The organism is Marivirga tractuosa (assembly GCF_042140215.1).
Taxonomy (GTDB): Bacteria; Bacteroidota; Bacteroidia; order Cytophagales; family Cyclobacteriaceae; genus Marivirga; species Marivirga tractuosa_A.
In genome coordinates this window covers 2093372-2109880 of record NZ_CP159478.1, presented here as the reverse complement: position 1 = coordinate 2109880, position 16509 = coordinate 2093372, and the positions used below count along the sequence as shown (strand labels likewise).

At 32.7% G+C, this 16509-nt stretch carries 14 protein-coding genes; 6 read left to right on the top strand and 8 right to left on the bottom strand.

Going from position 1 to position 16509, the window contains the following annotated elements:
* Window positions 1-2 precede the first annotated feature (2 nt).
* Entirely contained in the window at window positions 3-749 is a 747-nt protein-coding gene (locus tag ABWH96_RS09600; protein ID WP_375581477.1) for an N-acetylmuramoyl-L-alanine amidase, read from the bottom strand.
* A gap of 124 nt (window positions 750-873) precedes the next feature.
* Between ABWH96_RS09600 and ABWH96_RS09595 the strand changes: the two genes are divergently transcribed.
* A complete protein-coding gene (locus tag ABWH96_RS09595; protein ID WP_375581234.1) occupies window positions 874-3597 on the top strand; it encodes a putative LPS assembly protein LptD in 2724 nt (907 codons plus the stop codon).
* Between the two features lie 90 nt (window positions 3598-3687).
* Here the strand turns inward: ABWH96_RS09595 and ABWH96_RS09590 are convergent, their stop codons facing one another.
* From ABWH96_RS09590 to ABWH96_RS09575, 4 genes are read right to left on the bottom strand one after another with little or no spacing between them, the layout of a single operon-like run.
* Window positions 3688-4170, bottom strand: coding sequence for a low molecular weight protein-tyrosine-phosphatase (locus tag ABWH96_RS09590; protein ID WP_375581233.1), 483 nt, complete (start codon window positions 4168-4170; stop codon window positions 3688-3690).
* Entirely contained in the window at window positions 4167-5033 is an 867-nt protein-coding gene (locus tag ABWH96_RS09585) for a glycosyltransferase (protein ID WP_375581232.1), read from the bottom strand. The genes ABWH96_RS09590 and ABWH96_RS09585 overlap by 4 nt, the downstream gene beginning before the upstream one ends.
* Complete coding sequence (locus ABWH96_RS09580) at window positions 5023-6249, bottom strand: hypothetical protein (RefSeq protein WP_375581231.1); 1227 nt, start codon at window positions 6247-6249, stop codon at window positions 5023-5025. The genes ABWH96_RS09585 and ABWH96_RS09580 overlap by 11 nt, the downstream gene beginning before the upstream one ends.
* Window positions 6243-7160 (bottom strand): hypothetical protein, encoded by a 918-nt coding sequence (locus ABWH96_RS09575; RefSeq protein WP_375581230.1) that lies wholly within the window; start codon window positions 7158-7160, stop codon window positions 6243-6245. The genes ABWH96_RS09580 and ABWH96_RS09575 overlap by 7 nt, the downstream gene beginning before the upstream one ends.
* Before the next feature lie 104 nt (window positions 7161-7264).
* Here ABWH96_RS09575 and ABWH96_RS09570 point away from each other — a divergent pair, with 104 nt between their 5' ends.
* Window positions 7265-7858 (top strand): IMPACT family protein, encoded by a 594-nt coding sequence (locus ABWH96_RS09570; RefSeq protein ID WP_375581229.1) that lies wholly within the window; start codon window positions 7265-7267, stop codon window positions 7856-7858.
* On the opposite strand, the gene ABWH96_RS09565 is transcribed toward ABWH96_RS09570, so the two are convergent.
* Entirely contained in the window at window positions 7844-8746 is a 903-nt protein-coding gene (locus ABWH96_RS09565) for an alpha/beta hydrolase (RefSeq protein ID WP_375581228.1), read from the bottom strand. The genes ABWH96_RS09570 and ABWH96_RS09565 overlap by 15 nt on opposite strands.
* 62 nt (window positions 8747-8808) lie before the next feature.
* Window positions 8809-9285, bottom strand: a complete 477-nt coding sequence (locus ABWH96_RS09560; RefSeq protein ID WP_375581227.1) for a DUF962 domain-containing protein — start codon at window positions 9283-9285, stop codon at window positions 8809-8811.
* A 447-nt stretch (window positions 9286-9732) separates the two neighbouring features.
* On the opposite strand from ABWH96_RS09560, the gene hisG reads away from it, so the two are divergent.
* The 3 genes from hisG to hisC all read left to right on the top strand — a co-directional run bounded on the left by hisG (window position 9733) and on the right by hisC (window position 13015).
* Window positions 9733-10590, top strand: a complete 858-nt coding sequence (hisG, locus tag ABWH96_RS09555) for an ATP phosphoribosyltransferase (RefSeq protein ID WP_375581226.1) — start codon at window positions 9733-9735, stop codon at window positions 10588-10590.
* A 69-nt stretch (window positions 10591-10659) separates the two neighbouring features.
* A complete protein-coding gene (gene hisD / locus ABWH96_RS09550; RefSeq protein WP_375581225.1) occupies window positions 10660-11946 on the top strand; it encodes a histidinol dehydrogenase in 1287 nt (428 codons plus the stop codon).
* A gap of 13 nt (window positions 11947-11959) precedes the next feature.
* The gene (hisC, locus tag ABWH96_RS09545) at window positions 11960-13015 is read left to right on the top strand and encodes a histidinol-phosphate transaminase (protein WP_375581224.1); all 1056 of its coding nucleotides are present in this window, start codon (window positions 11960-11962) and stop codon (window positions 13013-13015) included.
* Between the two features lie 13 nt (window positions 13016-13028).
* Here hisC and ABWH96_RS09540 read toward each other — a convergent pair whose 3' ends face one another.
* Entirely contained in the window at window positions 13029-13571 is a 543-nt protein-coding gene (locus ABWH96_RS09540) for an NUDIX domain-containing protein (RefSeq protein ID WP_375581223.1), read from the bottom strand.
* A 161-nt stretch (window positions 13572-13732) separates the two neighbouring features.
* Between ABWH96_RS09540 and ABWH96_RS09535 the strand changes: the two genes are divergently transcribed.
* Window positions 13733-16384 (top strand): ATP-binding protein, encoded by a 2652-nt coding sequence (locus ABWH96_RS09535; protein ID WP_375581222.1) that lies wholly within the window; start codon window positions 13733-13735, stop codon window positions 16382-16384.
* The last annotated feature ends 125 nt before the right edge of the window (window positions 16385-16509 follow it).

Below are 16509 nucleotides of genomic sequence, written 5' to 3'. Positions count from 1 at the left end.
TTTTAGTTCATTGATTCTATTTCGACTTTGTAATCTCTTATTGCACGGAAGATGCCAGATGCTATATACGTCTTTCCCAAGTCATCGTTCAAATATCTTTCTTCTTGAGGATTACTTAAAAATCCTGTTTCTATTAAAACGCTAGGCATCGAACTTTTAAATAAAACTACAAATCCTGCTTGTTTTACTCCTCTACTGTGCCGCCCAACTCTTTTATCAAATTGATATTCAACCTTTTCAGCTAATTTCAAACTATTAGACAAATATGCATTTTGATATAAAGAAAAAAGAATATGGGAAGCAGGATCATTAGGGTCAAAGCCTTCATATCTTTCTTCATAATTTTCCTCCATCAAGATTACTGAGTTTTCTCTTTTGGCAACATTTAGATTAGTTTCAGATTTATGCAGTCCCATTATCCAAGTTTCTGTTCCGTGAACTTTATCACTGTAATCTACTGCATTGCAGTGGATGGAAACAAACAGGTCGGCACCATTTTTGTTTGCGATGTTCGAGCGTTCATCAAGCTCAATAAAATTATCATCAGTTCTAGTGTAAATGACTTCAACATCTGGCAAATATTCTTTAATAATTTCACCTAATTCTAAGGCAATATCTAAAGCTATGTCTTTTTCCTTTGACATTACACCTCTTGTTCCACTATCTTTGCCGCCATGTCCAGCATCAATCACAACCTTATCAATTTTGTATGAGGGTTTGTTAAGATTTGTGAATGAGCCAAGGACCATCAAAATAGTAAGTGTAGAAAGGATGGTAATATTTTTCACAATCTTTCGGTTGTTAAATTTGAATAGTATAATTTTACACAAAGATTGCAAAAATTCATCAAATCGGAAAAATCCACAGAATAATTTGAGGCGGTATATTTTAAGTATTTTCATAATTGTTGCACCATTTTTAGGTTTTGCTCAGGAATCAGATTCTGTCAAGCAGAAATCTGATTCATTAATTAGCAATTCAATAAAAACCGATTCTTCCCTTTTTCTTTCAGATTCTATTTTAACTAACCTACCTGATTCTTCAATCACAAGCTCTGATTCTATTAACGTGGCAGCTAGTGATTCTGTTAAAAGAAAAAAGAAAGGTGATATTGCCACCACTGTCAATTACAGTGCCAAGGACTCTATGAACTTTAACTTGAAAACGCAGGACATTATTATGTATAAAGAATCTCATGTAGATTATGGAGATATTGAACTGGACGCAGATAAAATAAAAGTTAATTATAATACTAAAATTTTAGATGCCAGTGGCTTAAAAGACTCTGCAGACAAAGTTACAGGAAAGCCTGTTTTTACGGACAAAGGGCAGGTTTATCAAACAGATCAAATCACCTACAATTTTGATACAAAAAAAGCGGTAATTAAAGGAGTGGTTACACAGCAAGGAGAGGCTTTTATGCACTCGAACTGGACAAAAAAGAATGAAAAAGATGAAATGTTCAGTGATCATGCCCTTTATACTACTTGTAATTTGGAACATCCTCACTTTGGAATTTCTGCAAATAAAATCAAACTTATTCCAGGGGATAAGATTTTGGCAGGTCCTTTTAATCTAGAAATTACAGAATTGCCAACTCCTTTCGTATTTCCATTTGGAATGTTTCCGATGCCCAACAATAAAACTTCAGGGATTTTATTCCCTACTTATGGAGAAGAAAATAGAAGAGGATTTTTCTTGAGAGATGGTGGTTATTATTGGGCTATCAATGAATATGCTGATATGGCTTTAAGAGGTGAAATTTATTCTAAAGGAAGTTATGGGGTTTCCGTTGCCTCAAACTATAAAAAAAGATATAGCTATAATGGTAATTTAAATATTCGTTTCAACCAACAACGATTAGGTGAAACTGAAGCTGACACAGCCATATCTAGGGATTTTTGGGTACAATGGTCTCACAGGCCTGAATCAAAAGGTACTGGTCGTTTTTCAGCCTCAGTAAATGGTGGTACTTCTTCTTTTAATCAAAACAACCCAACTCAAAATTATCAGCAACAGGTTACAGCTAATTTCAACTCTAATATTTCATACTCAAATGTAATTGAGGGTACTCCATTTAATTATGCTATTAGCGCCCGACACGATCAGGATGTTAGGACTAATGAAATCAACTTATTACTTCCTGAGGTGGCTTTGAATATGAACAGACAATACCCTTTTAAATCGGTAAATGTCACAGGGCTAGATTGGCTTCAAAAAGTGAATTATTCCTATAATTTTACTTCTACCAATAGAATAACCAACAATATAGGAAGAGTTGGGCCAGATGCTACTAAAGATAGTATAGCAGATTTTAGTCAAGAAAACTTACCCTACTTACTGGAAAGAGCTAACAACGGTGGACGTCATAGAATACCTGTATCAACTTCTTTTAACCTCTTAAAATTCATCACGGCCAGTCCTAGCTTTAATTATGATGAAACTTGGTATTTAAGAGAATTAAACCATCGTTACAGTGACTCTTTAAATAGAGTGGTAATTGACACTGTAAATACTTTTAGTAGGGCTTCTTCCTATAATGCAGGTATAGGCTTTACCACCAGACTTTATGGTACCATTTACCCTAAAAACGGCCCTGTAAAAGCAGTACGCCATATTATGACCCCATCAGTAAATTTAAATTGGAGACCTGATTTCGGAGAAGAACAATATGGTATCTACAAAGAAGTACAAACTGACTCTTTAGGAAACACTAGAATATTCTCAAAATATGAAGGCTTTGCATATGGAAGCCCTGGAAGAGGGGAATCTGGAACAATCGGTATCTCATTAGCCAATACAATTGAAATGAAGGTTAAAAAAGAAAGTGACACCTCAGACCTACCTAAGAAAGTTAAAATATTTGATAACCTTTCATTTTCTACAAGTTACAATATGCTGGCAGACTCTTTCAGATTGGCTCCTATTTCAATTAACGCACGTACCAATTTATTTAATAAGAAACTTGATATTAATATTCAAACAGGAATTGATCCTTACGTAATGGTTCTAGATAGCATTACAACTAGAGAAAATGGAACGGAAGAGGTGTTCCAAAGGAGAATTGATCAATATGCTTGGGAAGGAGGACAAGGCATTGGAAGATTAACTACCGCTAATGTTGCCTTATCAACAAATTTAAATCCTGCAGGAAAAAAGAGTGATGATGAAAATAGAAATAATCTGGAAGATCAAGCTCGGGAGGCAGGTGCTACAGAAGACCAAGTTCAAGCCTTATCCAATAATCCAGATATGTATGTAGATTTTGATGTGCCTTGGAATTTAAGAGTTCGATATAATATTAGATGGAGCAGGCAAGGGTTTGAGGAAGCCACTGTTCAACAAACCATGAATTTTAGCGGAGATGTGAATTTTACAGAAAATTGGAAAGTTGGATTTACTTCTGGATATGATTTTCAAAGGAAGGACTTTACTCAAACTTCAATCAATATTTTTAGAAATCTTCACTGTTGGCAGATAAATGCTAACTGGGTGCCATTTGGTAGATTCCAGTCCTTTAGTGTAGATATAGGAGTTAAAGCATCAATTCTTCAGGATTTAAAATTGAACAGAAGAAGAAGCTGGTGGGATAACTAGTTTAATTAATAATTAGTAATTTTTTAATTAAAAATTAATTCAATTTTTATCATTAAAATGAATTGTAAAAGTCCCATAGAACTAAGATAATTAGTTTTCGATCGCCTGAAGGTGATAATTCAATAGATTATCCGTACATCGATCTAATATGTTAAATACCTTTTGAAAACCCTCGTCACCTCCGTAATACGGATCTGGTACGTCAGTACCTTGCATATCAACTTCTGTTTCAAAATCTCGCATTAACTGCACTTTTTGTAAATGCTCTTCAGAAGTAGCCAATCCAATAATTTTCATTTTATTGGCATTATCCATTACCAAAATATGATCGAAACGATTGAAATCTGCAGGCTCAAATTGTCTTGCTCTCTGTTTTAATTCTAAACCATTTTTAAGTGCATTTTCACGTGTTCTTTCATCTGGCAATTCCCCAATGTGATAATCTGCTGTTCCGCATGAATCTATCTTGAACTGTTTTTCAATATTTGACTTGATTATTTTACCAGACATTAATCCCTCTGCCAGTGGTGATCGACAGATGTTTCCTAAACACACAAAAAGTATTTTCTTCATTTTTGCAAAATGGTTTTAACCTCTAAATTAATAAATGCTACGAACAATAAGAACCTTTTATGAATAAATGCTTGTTTGCTTTCATAAGCTACTCTTCTTAAAAATGCTTTTTTCTCTCTTTTGTTTTGAAGCAATTGGAATGTTTTCTTACAAATATTCAAAGTTGATTCTAATTGTCTACTTCCTTTTTTATACTGTTTTGAAGACATCGAAGCACTTAAAACTCTTTTCTCCACCAAAATTCTATCTGTATAACTAAAGGGATGATTTCTAGAAAGTCTGAGCATAATATCAAAATCTTCATAAGCTAAGGTTTCATCATAACCGCCAATCTCCTTAAAAAAACTAGCTCGATACATCATAGTTGGAGAACATATAAAGTATCGTTCCAATATATGATGAAACAAATTTCCTTGGGGAACTTTCACCATAGCATCACCTGCTTTATTTATTTCATAATGAGATTTTATAAATTCGCCCTCTTCATTTATATAATTTGCATTGGTAAAATTGATAGCTATGCTTTGGTTTAACTCCATATTTTTCACACCCTCTTCCACCCTATCCGCTAACAGAATATCATCAGCTGCTAAATCAATTATATAATCTGCATTTGTTAACTCCAAAGCTGTATTGAAAGCCTTACAATTCCCGGCATTTCTTTCAAAGAATAGAGTTTGAATAGTTCGATCACTATGCAGTTTCACAAATTCTGTAATTATCCTCACACTATCATCACTAGAAGCATCGTCTACAACAATTAATTCCGTTGGATATGTTTGAGCCAAAACAGAACTCAATGCTTCTTCCACATACTTTTCATGATTGTAGCACAAACAAATAACGACAACTTTAGCGGTCATGACTTAAACTTTTTATTCCAAGTGAAGAAACCATTAAAAAATAACAAATAAATCGAATGATATGTGCATAAACTAAAATTTCAATTCCGATATCAGTTTTTATTACAATTAAAGCTACAAATATAAGTGCACTTAGTAGTTCTATGATGATATAAGATTTAGTTTTAACTGAAGCAATGAAGAAAATGGAGAATGGAAAGGCTAAAAATGCAAAGAGATCTCCTATAATCTGAAATTGAAAAAGATTGCTCGCTTGCTGATATTGAGCATCATAAAGAGTTTTCAAAATAAATTCATTAAACTGGAAAACTAAAAAGAGGAAAAAAAGGGAAGTTAGAAAGTATAGTAAATAATACCTTCTCAGAGTATTTATTTGTAACTTATTTGCTGCTAATTTTTGAGATAGCATAGGATACAAACTTAAAAATAAAAAACTTATGACGAGTCCTCTATATGCCTCTGAAATTCTAACTACAGATTGCCATAAACCTGTTTGAATTGTCCCAAATTCTTGAATTGCAAATTCTCTAACATAATAATCCACCCATTTACTGCTCAACCAAATGGTTAAAGCCATAATCAGAAATTGTTTAAAATGACTCTTTACCTCTTTATTAATCTTAAAATTGAATTTCAGGAAAGGTCGAATTGGAATAATTAGAATTATTGAAAAGACAGATTGATTGCCTAACCAAAAAATTAAAAAGTGATTAAGCGCTAAATCAAGATAAAATACTGATAGAAAAAATAAAGACCACTGCATTATTATAATAATTGAATACAGCTTCAATCTCTTTTGAATAACATAAATCGCAGAAACTATTAGCCCAAAGCAAAAAAGAAGAATCGAAGGAATAATAAACAACCAATTCTCCAAACTAAATGAGAAATAGCTTTGTCTAAATTGATTACTCACAAATAAAATCAATCCGCTTGATAAAGTTAAAAGAACTACAATAATGATTGAAGCGCCAACTATCTGAGTTTTCTGAAATGACTTTTTAGGAAAAGCATTGATCAATCCATTGGCAACTGCATCTTGAATGGGCTGAGTAAACAAAGCTACAAAATTTTGAAAATGGCTAAAAAGAGTAGTTCCTGCGGGGCCATAGAAAATAGCAACTACTTTTTGGACTCCAAAACCAGCTATCATTCTTATCAATAGTAGGATTCCACTCCAAATGCTATGATAATATTTTGTCCAATACTTTAGCATTCAAAAGTGTATTTCTTATAATATGAACCGCCTATAAATTGTTTATAACGAGCCAAATCCTTATTTATATTTCCATCAGGAAACATAGAAGTTCCCATATCAACAGTTGAAATATTATCATTTTTAGCATAATCATAAATTGCTTTCCACAATAAAAGTGAAGGTTCTTCAGAATCAATAGAAGGAGAAGTTATAAGAGAGTAAACATAAATCATATTCTGGTCAACTTTCAAAAAATAGGCAGTTCCAATTAAATCTTGATCTTTTTTCAATTGAAAAGCATGATATGACTGAGGAAATTCAATTTTAGCTTTCAACATTTCATCTTGATTCATAAAATTTTGATGTCCTTTTTCTATCCTCCAGCTTAAATTTTGTTCATATACTTCTTCCCATTCATTTATGCGTACTTCCTGAATTTCAAAAGTTTTCTCTGCTAGAAGAGCCTTTAACCTTCTTCTTTTACGCTTTTTCTTGATCTGTTTTATAAAACTATCACTAATAATATCCCATTGGCTCCCTATCTCAACTTTCTTGATATTTAAAGTTGAAATTGAATTCTGAAATTTATAAAAGTCCAAATCAGATTTCACTGTCATTTGAACAGGAAGATTATATATGGTTTTGCAATAGTTGATCATTTCGGATACTAAAAATACCTTTTCATGATTTCCAGTCGAGTATAATGAAAAAAAAGGGGCATTAAATGGTGTGATCAACCTATTTTTTACCTGACCAAAACAACAAAATGCCATTATTTCATCTTGATGATTTCTTATTGTTAGCGGAACTAAAACATCTTCCTTCAAATGAAGCAGCCAATATTCTTTTCGAGCAAAAAGAGGAAAACTCAGTGCTTCTTCCTCTTCTGGGGAAGGGAATTGCTCAGAAATTTGATAGTTTTGCCTCATAGGGGTAAAAATACTTTTTATGGCGCAATAAATGCTATTTTTAACTCAAAATTGCTTAAAAACCTCTAATTTGAGCATTCTTTTGATAAAATTCTAAAGACTAAATGAAGGACTATTTCAATACAATTTCTAAAGGTGGCGAGGGTTTTTACAAAGAAAAAGGCAGTAAATTCATTGGATTGGCTTTTCGTGTAAGAGATGAGGATGAAGTGAAAGAAAGATTGGATGAAGTGAAAAAACAGTATCATGATGGTCGCCATCATTGTTATGCTTACATTTTAACACAAGATAAATTGAGAGCCAATGATGATGGAGAACCCAATCATTCGGCTGGTGACCCCATTTTAGGACAAATTAAATCCAAGAACTTGACGGAAGTTTTGATAGTGGTGGTTCGTTATTTTGGAGGTACAAAATTAGGAGTTCCTGGATTAATCAATGCTTATAAAACTGCTGCATTTGAAGCATTAGAAGCCTCAAAACTTATTGAAGTTACCATCGAAGAGATTTATGATATTGAATATGGTTACGAAATCACTAATGAAGTAATGCGTCTGATTTCAGATTTCGAAGCAGATATTAAGAATCAAGAATTTACAGAGACTTGCTCAGCCACTTTAGGAATAAAACAATCACTTAAAGATAAATTTGAAGAAGAAGCTGAAAAAATTGAGGGACTTAAATTAATTTCTGAATGAGTCCCCTACGAACTTTAATCCCAAATCCAATCCAGTTCTCCAATATTCCCATGTATGTCCACCATCTCTCACTCTGAGCTCGAAAGGGATTTTCTTTTCTTTCATAATATGGGTTAAATTGGTATTCTGCTTTAACAAAAAGTCATCATCACCACAATCCAATGTGATGGCTGGCAATGCAATTTCATCATCATTATAAGGGTTAGGAGCCTTATAGGTATCCATGGATTTGATAATCTCCTGAACCGAATGCTTTTTAAAATTTTCAGGTACACCTGCTTCGTTGTCTGGCCCCCATAATTTGCGGTTAAAATCACTATTCCTTGGGGCTCCATCATTAGGATCAACTTCCAGAACAGCAGCACTCATAGCATAGCAGGCTTTGAAAAGATCCTTATGAGTAATCGCATGGTACAAAGCCCCATAACCTCCCATAGATAGTCCTGCTATAGCTCTATTACTTCGGTTTTTAACAATTCTATACTTGTCCTCAATAGCTGGAATGAATTCTTCATAAAAGAAATCTTCCCATTTTACTGATTCATCATAATTATTGATGTAAAAAGCATCTGTCAAACCATCTGGCATGATAATAATCATCTCAGGAATATCCCCACTTTTAATCAAAGTACTAGCTATTCTATTAACTTCTCCTTTAATGACCCAATCCGTATGATCTCCCCACATTCCATGCAATAAATATAAAACGGGGTAACTTCGGTTCGATTTCTCATAACTATCAGGTAAATAAAACGAATAAGGCATTTCTCTAACTAAAATTTCACTTTTTAAAACTGGAGAAGAATCAACTACGCCTTTTTGGCTCCATAAAGTATTAACAATAAGAATATTCAGCCCTAAAAACAGCGCAACAGTAAATCTTTTCATAAAAGTATAATTCAAAATTTTAATTAAAATCAGTGTAAAGAGTGATGTTATGTATTTAATTCTTAATACTTCACTCCCATTTTCTTATAAATAAAATGCATCAACCAGGCTGGGCCTATTAATAAAAACTGTAAATCTTTAAGGAAGGATGGTTTTTTACCTTCAATTTTATGCCCCCAGAATTGGCCTACCCAGGCTAGAAAAAATACGATCAAGGCGATTCCCCATAAAGGCAAGAAATTCAATTGGTCTGCCCAACGGGCTACAGCAATACATAAAATGGCAAAAGCTACTAATCCAAAGGAAAGTGGAATTGAAAGACTGATATAATAAATGAGCACAAGCCCTAACACAACTACTGCCCAATTATTAAAATAGCCAACTCCAAATGCATACGTTAGCATATCATTAGGAATGGAATACAATAGTGCGACTACACTCCAAAAAATTAAGGGCACGCAAATCCAGTGAACCATTTTATTGGTTTCATTTTTATGACTTGCTCCATATTCTTCTAATAATGCATCTATTCTTCTCATGTTTCTAAAATAGATAATTTTATTTTATGAATCAATAAGTGTTTGATAACAGGATACATTTTGATGAAAATTTTTAAAACCAATTAAAAAATAGTAGCATTTTAAAAAAAGCTTGTTACATTTGCCTCCACATGAACAACAACCATTTACATATCAATCTAATGCAAAATGCTTCCCAGGCATTTCATGCTGTTCATGTATTCCATCATTCCTCGTTTTAAGAGGAATAAATTCACCATATCGCCAAAAGCAGGGTTCTGCACGTATAATTTATTAAGGAAAATGATCAAACAATTCCTTAGAAAATCTCTTAGTTAAATAGAGCCTATTAGGCAATTACACGAGAAAAATTGTAACTATTTGATATTTAGTACCAAATAGTGAACTTTAGTGAAATTAATTATTAGATTCTAAATAAATACTATTTTTAAATCTCAAATAATAAAGATGAATACATTAAAAATTGCTATACAAAAGTCAGGTCGTTTAAGCGATGACTCACTCAAATTAATTAAAGAATGTGGAATAAAATTCAGCAATGGAAAAGGCAAATTAAAAGCCAGCGCTGATAATTTCCCCATAGAATTTCTATTCTTAAGAGATGATGACATTCCAGGATATGTACAAGATGGAGTTGCGGATTTAGGAATAGTGGGTGAAAACGTATTAGTTGAATATGATAATGACGTTAGGCTTGTTAAGAAATTAGGATTCTCAAAATGTAGACTTTCCATTGGTGTTGACCGAAATTGGGATTATAAAGGCATTAAAGAACTTGATGGTAAAAGCATAGCAACCTCCTACCCTAAAATTTTAGGTAACTACTTAAAAGAAAATAATATCAATGCAGAAATCCATGAAATAAGTGGATCTGTGGAAATTGCTCCAAGCATAGGTTTGGCAGATGCAGTTTGTGATATTGTAAGTTCTGGAAGCACCTTATTAAGTAATGGTTTAAAGGAAGCAGATGTTATCATGCGTTCTGAAGCGGTGCTTATTTCAGGTAAAAACTTATCAGAAGAACAAGAGAAAACTTTAAACCAACTGTTATTCAGAATGGAATCTGTTCAGGCTGGTAAAAACAATAAATATATTTTGTTAAACGCGCCTAACGATTCCATAGATGAAATCATCAGTTTACTGCCTGGTATGAAAAGCCCTACGGTTTTACCTTTGGCAATGGAAGGCTGGAGTTCTTTACACTCTGTAGTGAAAGAAGATGAATTCTGGGAGGTGATTGAAAAGCTTAAAGAAGCAGGAGCTCAGGGAATATTAGTTGCACCAATTGAGAAAATGATTGTTTGAGTTTCTGAAAACTGAAGAAATCTATCAGGTTTAACGCAATTGAACATAAATTGCTTGACTAAAAAAATTATGAAGGATTATACATACCCCAAAAGAGAAAGCTGGGAGAAATTATTAAAACGACCTACTGAATCTCTATCTGATATCAGAAAAGTGGTTCAGCCCATCATGGATGAGGTTCAATCCACAGGCGATCAGGCTTTGAAAGTCTATACCAAAAAATTTGATGGAATAGACTTAGGTAAATTATTGGTGACTCAGACGGAAATTAAAACGGCTTCCTCACAAGTTTCAAATGAGCTAAAAGAAGCTATTAAAGTTGCCCATGATAATATCTCTAAGTTTCACAAAGCACAAAAAATAACTCCACTGAAAATTGAGACCATGACAGGGGTATTCTGTGAAAGAAAATCTGTGGCTATTCCAAAAGTAGGTCTTTACATTCCGGGTGGAACTGCTCCACTTTTCAGTACGGTTTTAATGCTGGCAATTCCTGCAAAAATAGCGGGCTGTAAAGAGATAGTTTTATGTAGTCCTCCCGACAAGGAAGGTAACATCCATCCTGCCATTTTATATGCAGCAGAAGTAGCAGGAATCACGCAAATTTTCAAAGTGGGTGGAGCGCAGGCCATAGCAGGGTTGGCTTATGGAACAGAAAGCATTCCTAAAGTGGATAAGATATTTGGTCCTGGAAATCAGTATGTTACTGCAGCCAAGCAATTAGCTAGTTTAGAAGCAGTAGCAATTGACATGCCGGCAGGCCCATCTGAAGTTTTAGTTTATGCAGATGAGGAAGCAGATCCTGCATTTATTTCGGCTGATTTATTATCTCAGGCAGAACATGGAGTGGACAGCCAAGTGATTTTTGTCACGACTTCCACCAATATGTTGAGTGCTTTGCAAAAAGAAATTTATCACCAGTTGAGTGAATTGCCAAGATGGGAAATAGCCGATAGATGCTTACAAAATAGTGCAGTTATCATCCTGAAAGATGAAAAGGAATGCATTGATTTAATTAATCAATATGCACCTGAACATTTAATCCTTTTGGCGAAAAATGCACGGAAAATTTCTGAGCAAATAGAAAATGCTGGTTCTGTGTTTATAGGATATTACACTCCTGAATCTGCTGGTGATTATGCTTCGGGCACCAATCATACTTTACCTACAAATGGAGCTGCAAGAGCATATAGTGGGGTTTCATTAGATAGTTTTGTGAAAAACATTACGTATCAGGAAATAACACCTGAAGGTTTGCAGAATTTAGGGCCACATGTGGAAGTAATGGCAGAGGCAGAATCTTTAATCGCGCATAAAAATGCGGTGACCGTTCGATTGGATAGTTTAAAAAAATAAATGATTTGCTAGAATGAGCAATACTGTAAATTGGAAAGATTTAGTCCTTCCTCATATATTAAGTTTGCAAGCCTATTCATCTGCTCGCGATGAATTCTCAGGCGATGCTAAGGTGTTTTTGGATGCAAATGAAAATCCATTTGATGAAGAGCAACACAACTGGAATCGTTATCCTGACCCTTTGCAAAAGGATATTAAAAATCAATTATCTGAAATTAAAGGGATAGCTTCAGAAAATATTTTCTTAGGAAATGGAAGTGATGAAGCAATCGATTTATTGTTCAGGGTTTTCTGTAAAGCTGAGGAATCGAATGTTATTACCTGCCCTCCTACTTATGGGATGTATAAGGTATCAGCAGCTATTCATAATGTAGAAAATATTGAAATTTCACTAAGGGATGATTTTCAATTAGATGTTGAAGCTATTTTAAATGCAGCCAATGAAGAAAGCAAAATGCTATTCATTTGCTCCCCCAATAATCCTACAGGAAATAGCTTGAGAAAAGATAGTATTCAGAACTTGCTTGAAAAGTTTAAAGGAGTTGTCGTTATAGATGAGGCTTATATAGACTTTTCAGCCCAAAAATCATGGATGCATCAATTAAAGATCTATCCGAATTTGGTGGTTTTACAGACCTTAAGCAAGGCTTGGGGATTGGCTTCAGCTAGATTGGGAATGGCCTTTGCAAATCAAGATTTAATCAAGATTTTAAATAAAGTGAAACCTCCTTATAATATTAGTGGGCCTAGCCAAAAGTTAGTTTCTGATTCGCTAAAAAATAAGGAAGGATTTAATAAACAAATCAAGTTAATTTTAGCGGAAAGAGATAAGCTAAATCAGGAACTTCAAGATGTTCCAGGAATTAAAAAGGTTTATGCCTCAGATGCTAATTTCATTTTAGTAAAATTAAATGAGGCTAAATCCATCTACCAAAAATTGATCGAAAAAGGAATTGTTGTGCGAGATAGATCGAATGTGAAACTATGTGATGATTGCTTGAGAATCACTGTTGGGACTGAATTGGAGAATAAAAAATTGATTTCGGCACTTGCAAAAATTTCAAGTTAATTTAAATATTAACCTATTGAGTTAAGGAAACTTTTAACTTCAAAAGTGCTGCCATACTGATACTATCCGTAATTTCACCCTTCATTACCATTTGAAAGGCTTCCTCTAACGGAAGCTTTTTAATTTTTAGGTCTTCTGTTTCTTCAAACTGAGTTTCACCTTGCTTTAAGTTTTTTGCTAAAAAAACCACTCCTCTTTCATCAGACACGGAATTACTTGTGTGTATTCTTAAAAATTCTTCCCAATGCTCAGCAATTAAACCCGTTTCTTCCTTTAATTCCCTTTTAGCAGCATCCAATTCCTTTTCTCCAATAGGGCAACCGCCTTCTGGAATCTCCCAACTGTATTCATCTAAAGGATAGCGATACTGCCCAACTAACCAAGTATTCCCTTCTTCATCAATTGGAATAACCCCAACTGCTACATTTTTAAAATGAACCCTTCCATATATACCTTTTCCTCCATTTGGATTGATCACATTATCTTCTTCAACTTTGATCCAAGGATTATCGTATTGAATTTTCGTATTTAAAAGTTTCCAAGGGTTATTTGCCATAGTATTTTTATTACCGTTTATAGATAATATCTACTTAAAAAAACAAATTTTTAATTTATATCATCTAATAACTTAATATTATCGAAATTTAATTTAACTTATTTAATATATTGATTTGATTATATGATTGAATTACGATATTATAATATCAAATAGAGCAATTGTTAAAAAGAAAAGCAAATAACGCCCTTTTTTTAGTATTACTATCTCTTAGTATATCGATATTAGTTCTATCTCCTATAAAAGGACAGGTAAATGCTATTGATTCAGCTAAGCATTATATTAAAATAGCGAAAGACAATTGGCATAATGATTTGCAAAAATCACATGATGCTGCAAAAATTGCTTATCAGCTTATTCCTAAATTAGACAATAAAGAAACAATAGCCGATGCATTTGCACAATATGGAGTTTCATTTTATACAAGGTTAGAATATGATAGTGCCATTACATATTATAAAAAAGCCGTAAGCACGATAAAAGACACTGAAGTAAATAATTATCGTTTTATTTCTTATTTATGTTCTGCTTTGGAAAAGAAAGGACAGTACAAAGAGGTTTTTGACATAATTAAAAAAGAATTAGAAACAACTGAAGGAAATGTAGTGGAGCAATATGGTTTGCTATTGATAAAACTATCCTCTGCTATTGAAATTGGTTTTACTGAAGATGCTATATCCATTACTGACCAGATAGAAGAAATTATCCCTAAATTAAATACTGAAACTAATCTAGATGAATTCTTAAAACTAAAAGGGAAGTATTACCAATTGATCGCTTCATTTCAAAAATCTGATTCAATATTCAATCAATTAATCATCTATTATGATAGCACTAATAATAAAATGGATAAAGCAGAGTCGCTTTTATTCCTAGCTCAAAATGCCATGGAAGTTAGTAGATATAAAGAAAGCTCCAGATATTTGATTCAATCTCAATCCATATATGATAGTCTTAATTATGAGTATGGTATAGCTAATATTAATCTTCATACGGGCACCTTATTATCATGGATGCAAAGATATAATGAAGCAAGCAATTATATTTTCAAAGCTTTAAAAGTATTTGAAAAGAATAATAATTTAAATGAAATCCAAAAGTCATATTATGAATTAGGATGGATATTCTATTCATTAGAAATGGAAAATAGAGCTAAAAAATATCTCAACCAATCATTAGAAATAGCCAGAGAAATTCAAAATTACCAATACCTGGGTAATGATCATAATGCCTTAGGATCACTTTATACTGATTTAGAGGAATATGATTCCGCCATTTTTTATTTTGATTCTTCCATTTACTATCAAAAAATAACTAAAAGTATAAAGGGCATATCTGCTGCAAAGTTTAACAAGGCTGTAGTTTTGGAAAAATTAGGTAAAGATGAAAAAGCCCTGGAATTGTACAAAGAAAGTTACAAAGTTGATTTAAAATTAAAAAATTACACTGGATTAATAGAAGGAGAATGGGTTTTAGGCGAGTATTTTATGAAAAAGAACCAATTAGACTCTGCTCTTTATTATTTTAATTTAGGTGAAAAACATGCAATTGAATTAGGTGAAAAGTATTTTCTTCTTAAAATCTATCAAGCTCAAGCTAAATTAAATGACAAAGTCAAAAACTTTGAATTACAAGCAAGCTACTTGGAAAAAGCATTAAAAACTCAAAAAGAATTATCAGAAGAAAATAAAACCTTAGAATTAGCAACATTAGAAACTACTTATGACCTTAAGAACAAGGAAAAAGAATTAGCCTTATTAAACCTACAAAAAGAGAATAATGAACAAACTATTGCCCTAAATCAAAAAACAATCCAATCTCAAAGAAACACACTTATTTTGCTCGCAGCAGGCATCTTCTTATTATTAATCATAAGTTATATTATTTTCAGATATTTAAAAGTAAGGACCAGAACGAACCATCAATTAAGAGAACTAAATAATGAAATTCAGGAAAAGCAAGAAGAAATCATGGCGCAATCGGAAGAGCTTAAGGAGGCCAATGATCAGGTGCATGAACTTAATCAGTTTCTTGAAAAACGAGTTAAAGAAAGAACTTTAGCTTTAGAAGATGCACTTTCTGAACTAGACCATTTTTTCTACAGAGCATCTCATGATTTTAGAGGCCCCCTAACAACCCTAATGGGCTTAGTAGGTATTTCTAAAAGCTACCAACTTTCAGAGGAAGCCTCGGATCTTTTTAATCAGGTTAATCTGACTGTTAAAAAATTAGATACTATGGTGAAGAAGCTTCAAGCAGTTAGTTTTTTGGGTGATTTTCAAAATTTAAAATCTCCACAAGAAATAAATTTAAAAAATGAAATAGACCTTATTGCTAATGAAGTAATTAAAAACAAATCTGATAAAGCAATCAATTACAATTATGAATTAAATATCAATACAGCTGTTGAAGCTGTTTTTTTCTATCCAGTAATACTTAATATATGTTTAAGCAATTTAATTGAAAACAGTTTCATTTTTAATTACTCAAGCAAAATAAAAATTCTAATTAATGCAAAAGTAGAAGAAAATCAACTTATTCTAAGCGTGAAAGATAATGGAGTAGGTATTTCCGAAGATGTGCAAAAAGAAATTTACAGTATGTTTAAGCGAACCTCCCAAACTTCAACTGGTAACGGATTAGGACTTTACATAGTAAAAAAAGCTATAGATATACTTAATGGTCAAATTCAACTTGAAAGTGAGACCGGAAATGGAAGTACTTTTACTTTAAAATTTCCTCTATCAAATATTAATCATGACTCAAATAGATCAAATGATAAGGTTCTTCTATCTCAGAAGGAATTAGGTTGAATACTTATCCAAATTTAAATTATTCGAATCCCAATTTATATTATTTCTATTTTCAATTTCATTACTTTAATGAACATAAAATAAAAGTAACTTTAAATTATTAATACAGTATTTAATCTTTATTT

Coding starts and splice junctions, on each gene's coding strand:
- ABWH96_RS09570 (WP_375581229.1), top strand. CDS start 7,265: ATGAAGGACTATTTCAATACAATTTCTAAAGGTGGCGAGGGTTTTTAC.
- ABWH96_RS09585 (WP_375581232.1), bottom strand. CDS start 5,033: ATGACCGCTAAAGTTGTCGTTATTTGTTTGTGCTACAATCATGAAAAG.
- ABWH96_RS09575 (WP_375581230.1), bottom strand. CDS start 7,160: ATGAGGCAAAACTATCAAATTTCTGAGCAATTCCCTTCCCCAGAAGAG.
- ABWH96_RS09580 (WP_375581231.1), bottom strand. CDS start 6,249: ATGCTAAAGTATTGGACAAAATATTATCATAGCATTTGGAGTGGAATC.
- ABWH96_RS09540 (WP_375581223.1), bottom strand. CDS start 13,571: ATGGCAAATAACCCTTGGAAACTTTTAAATACGAAAATTCAATACGAT.
- hisG (WP_375581226.1), top strand. CDS start 9,733: ATGAATACATTAAAAATTGCTATACAAAAGTCAGGTCGTTTAAGCGAT.
- hisD (WP_375581225.1), top strand. CDS start 10,660: ATGAAGGATTATACATACCCCAAAAGAGAAAGCTGGGAGAAATTATTA.
- ABWH96_RS09600 (WP_375581477.1), bottom strand. CDS start 749: ATGGTCCTTGGCTCATTCACAAATCTTAACAAACCCTCATACAAAATT.
- hisC (WP_375581224.1), top strand. CDS start 11,960: ATGAGCAATACTGTAAATTGGAAAGATTTAGTCCTTCCTCATATATTA.
- ABWH96_RS09560 (WP_375581227.1), bottom strand. CDS start 9,285: ATGAGAAGAATAGATGCATTATTAGAAGAATATGGAGCAAGTCATAAA.
- ABWH96_RS09565 (WP_375581228.1), bottom strand. CDS start 8,746: ATGAAAAGATTTACTGTTGCGCTGTTTTTAGGGCTGAATATTCTTATT.
- ABWH96_RS09590 (WP_375581233.1), bottom strand. CDS start 4,170: ATGAAGAAAATACTTTTTGTGTGTTTAGGAAACATCTGTCGATCACCA.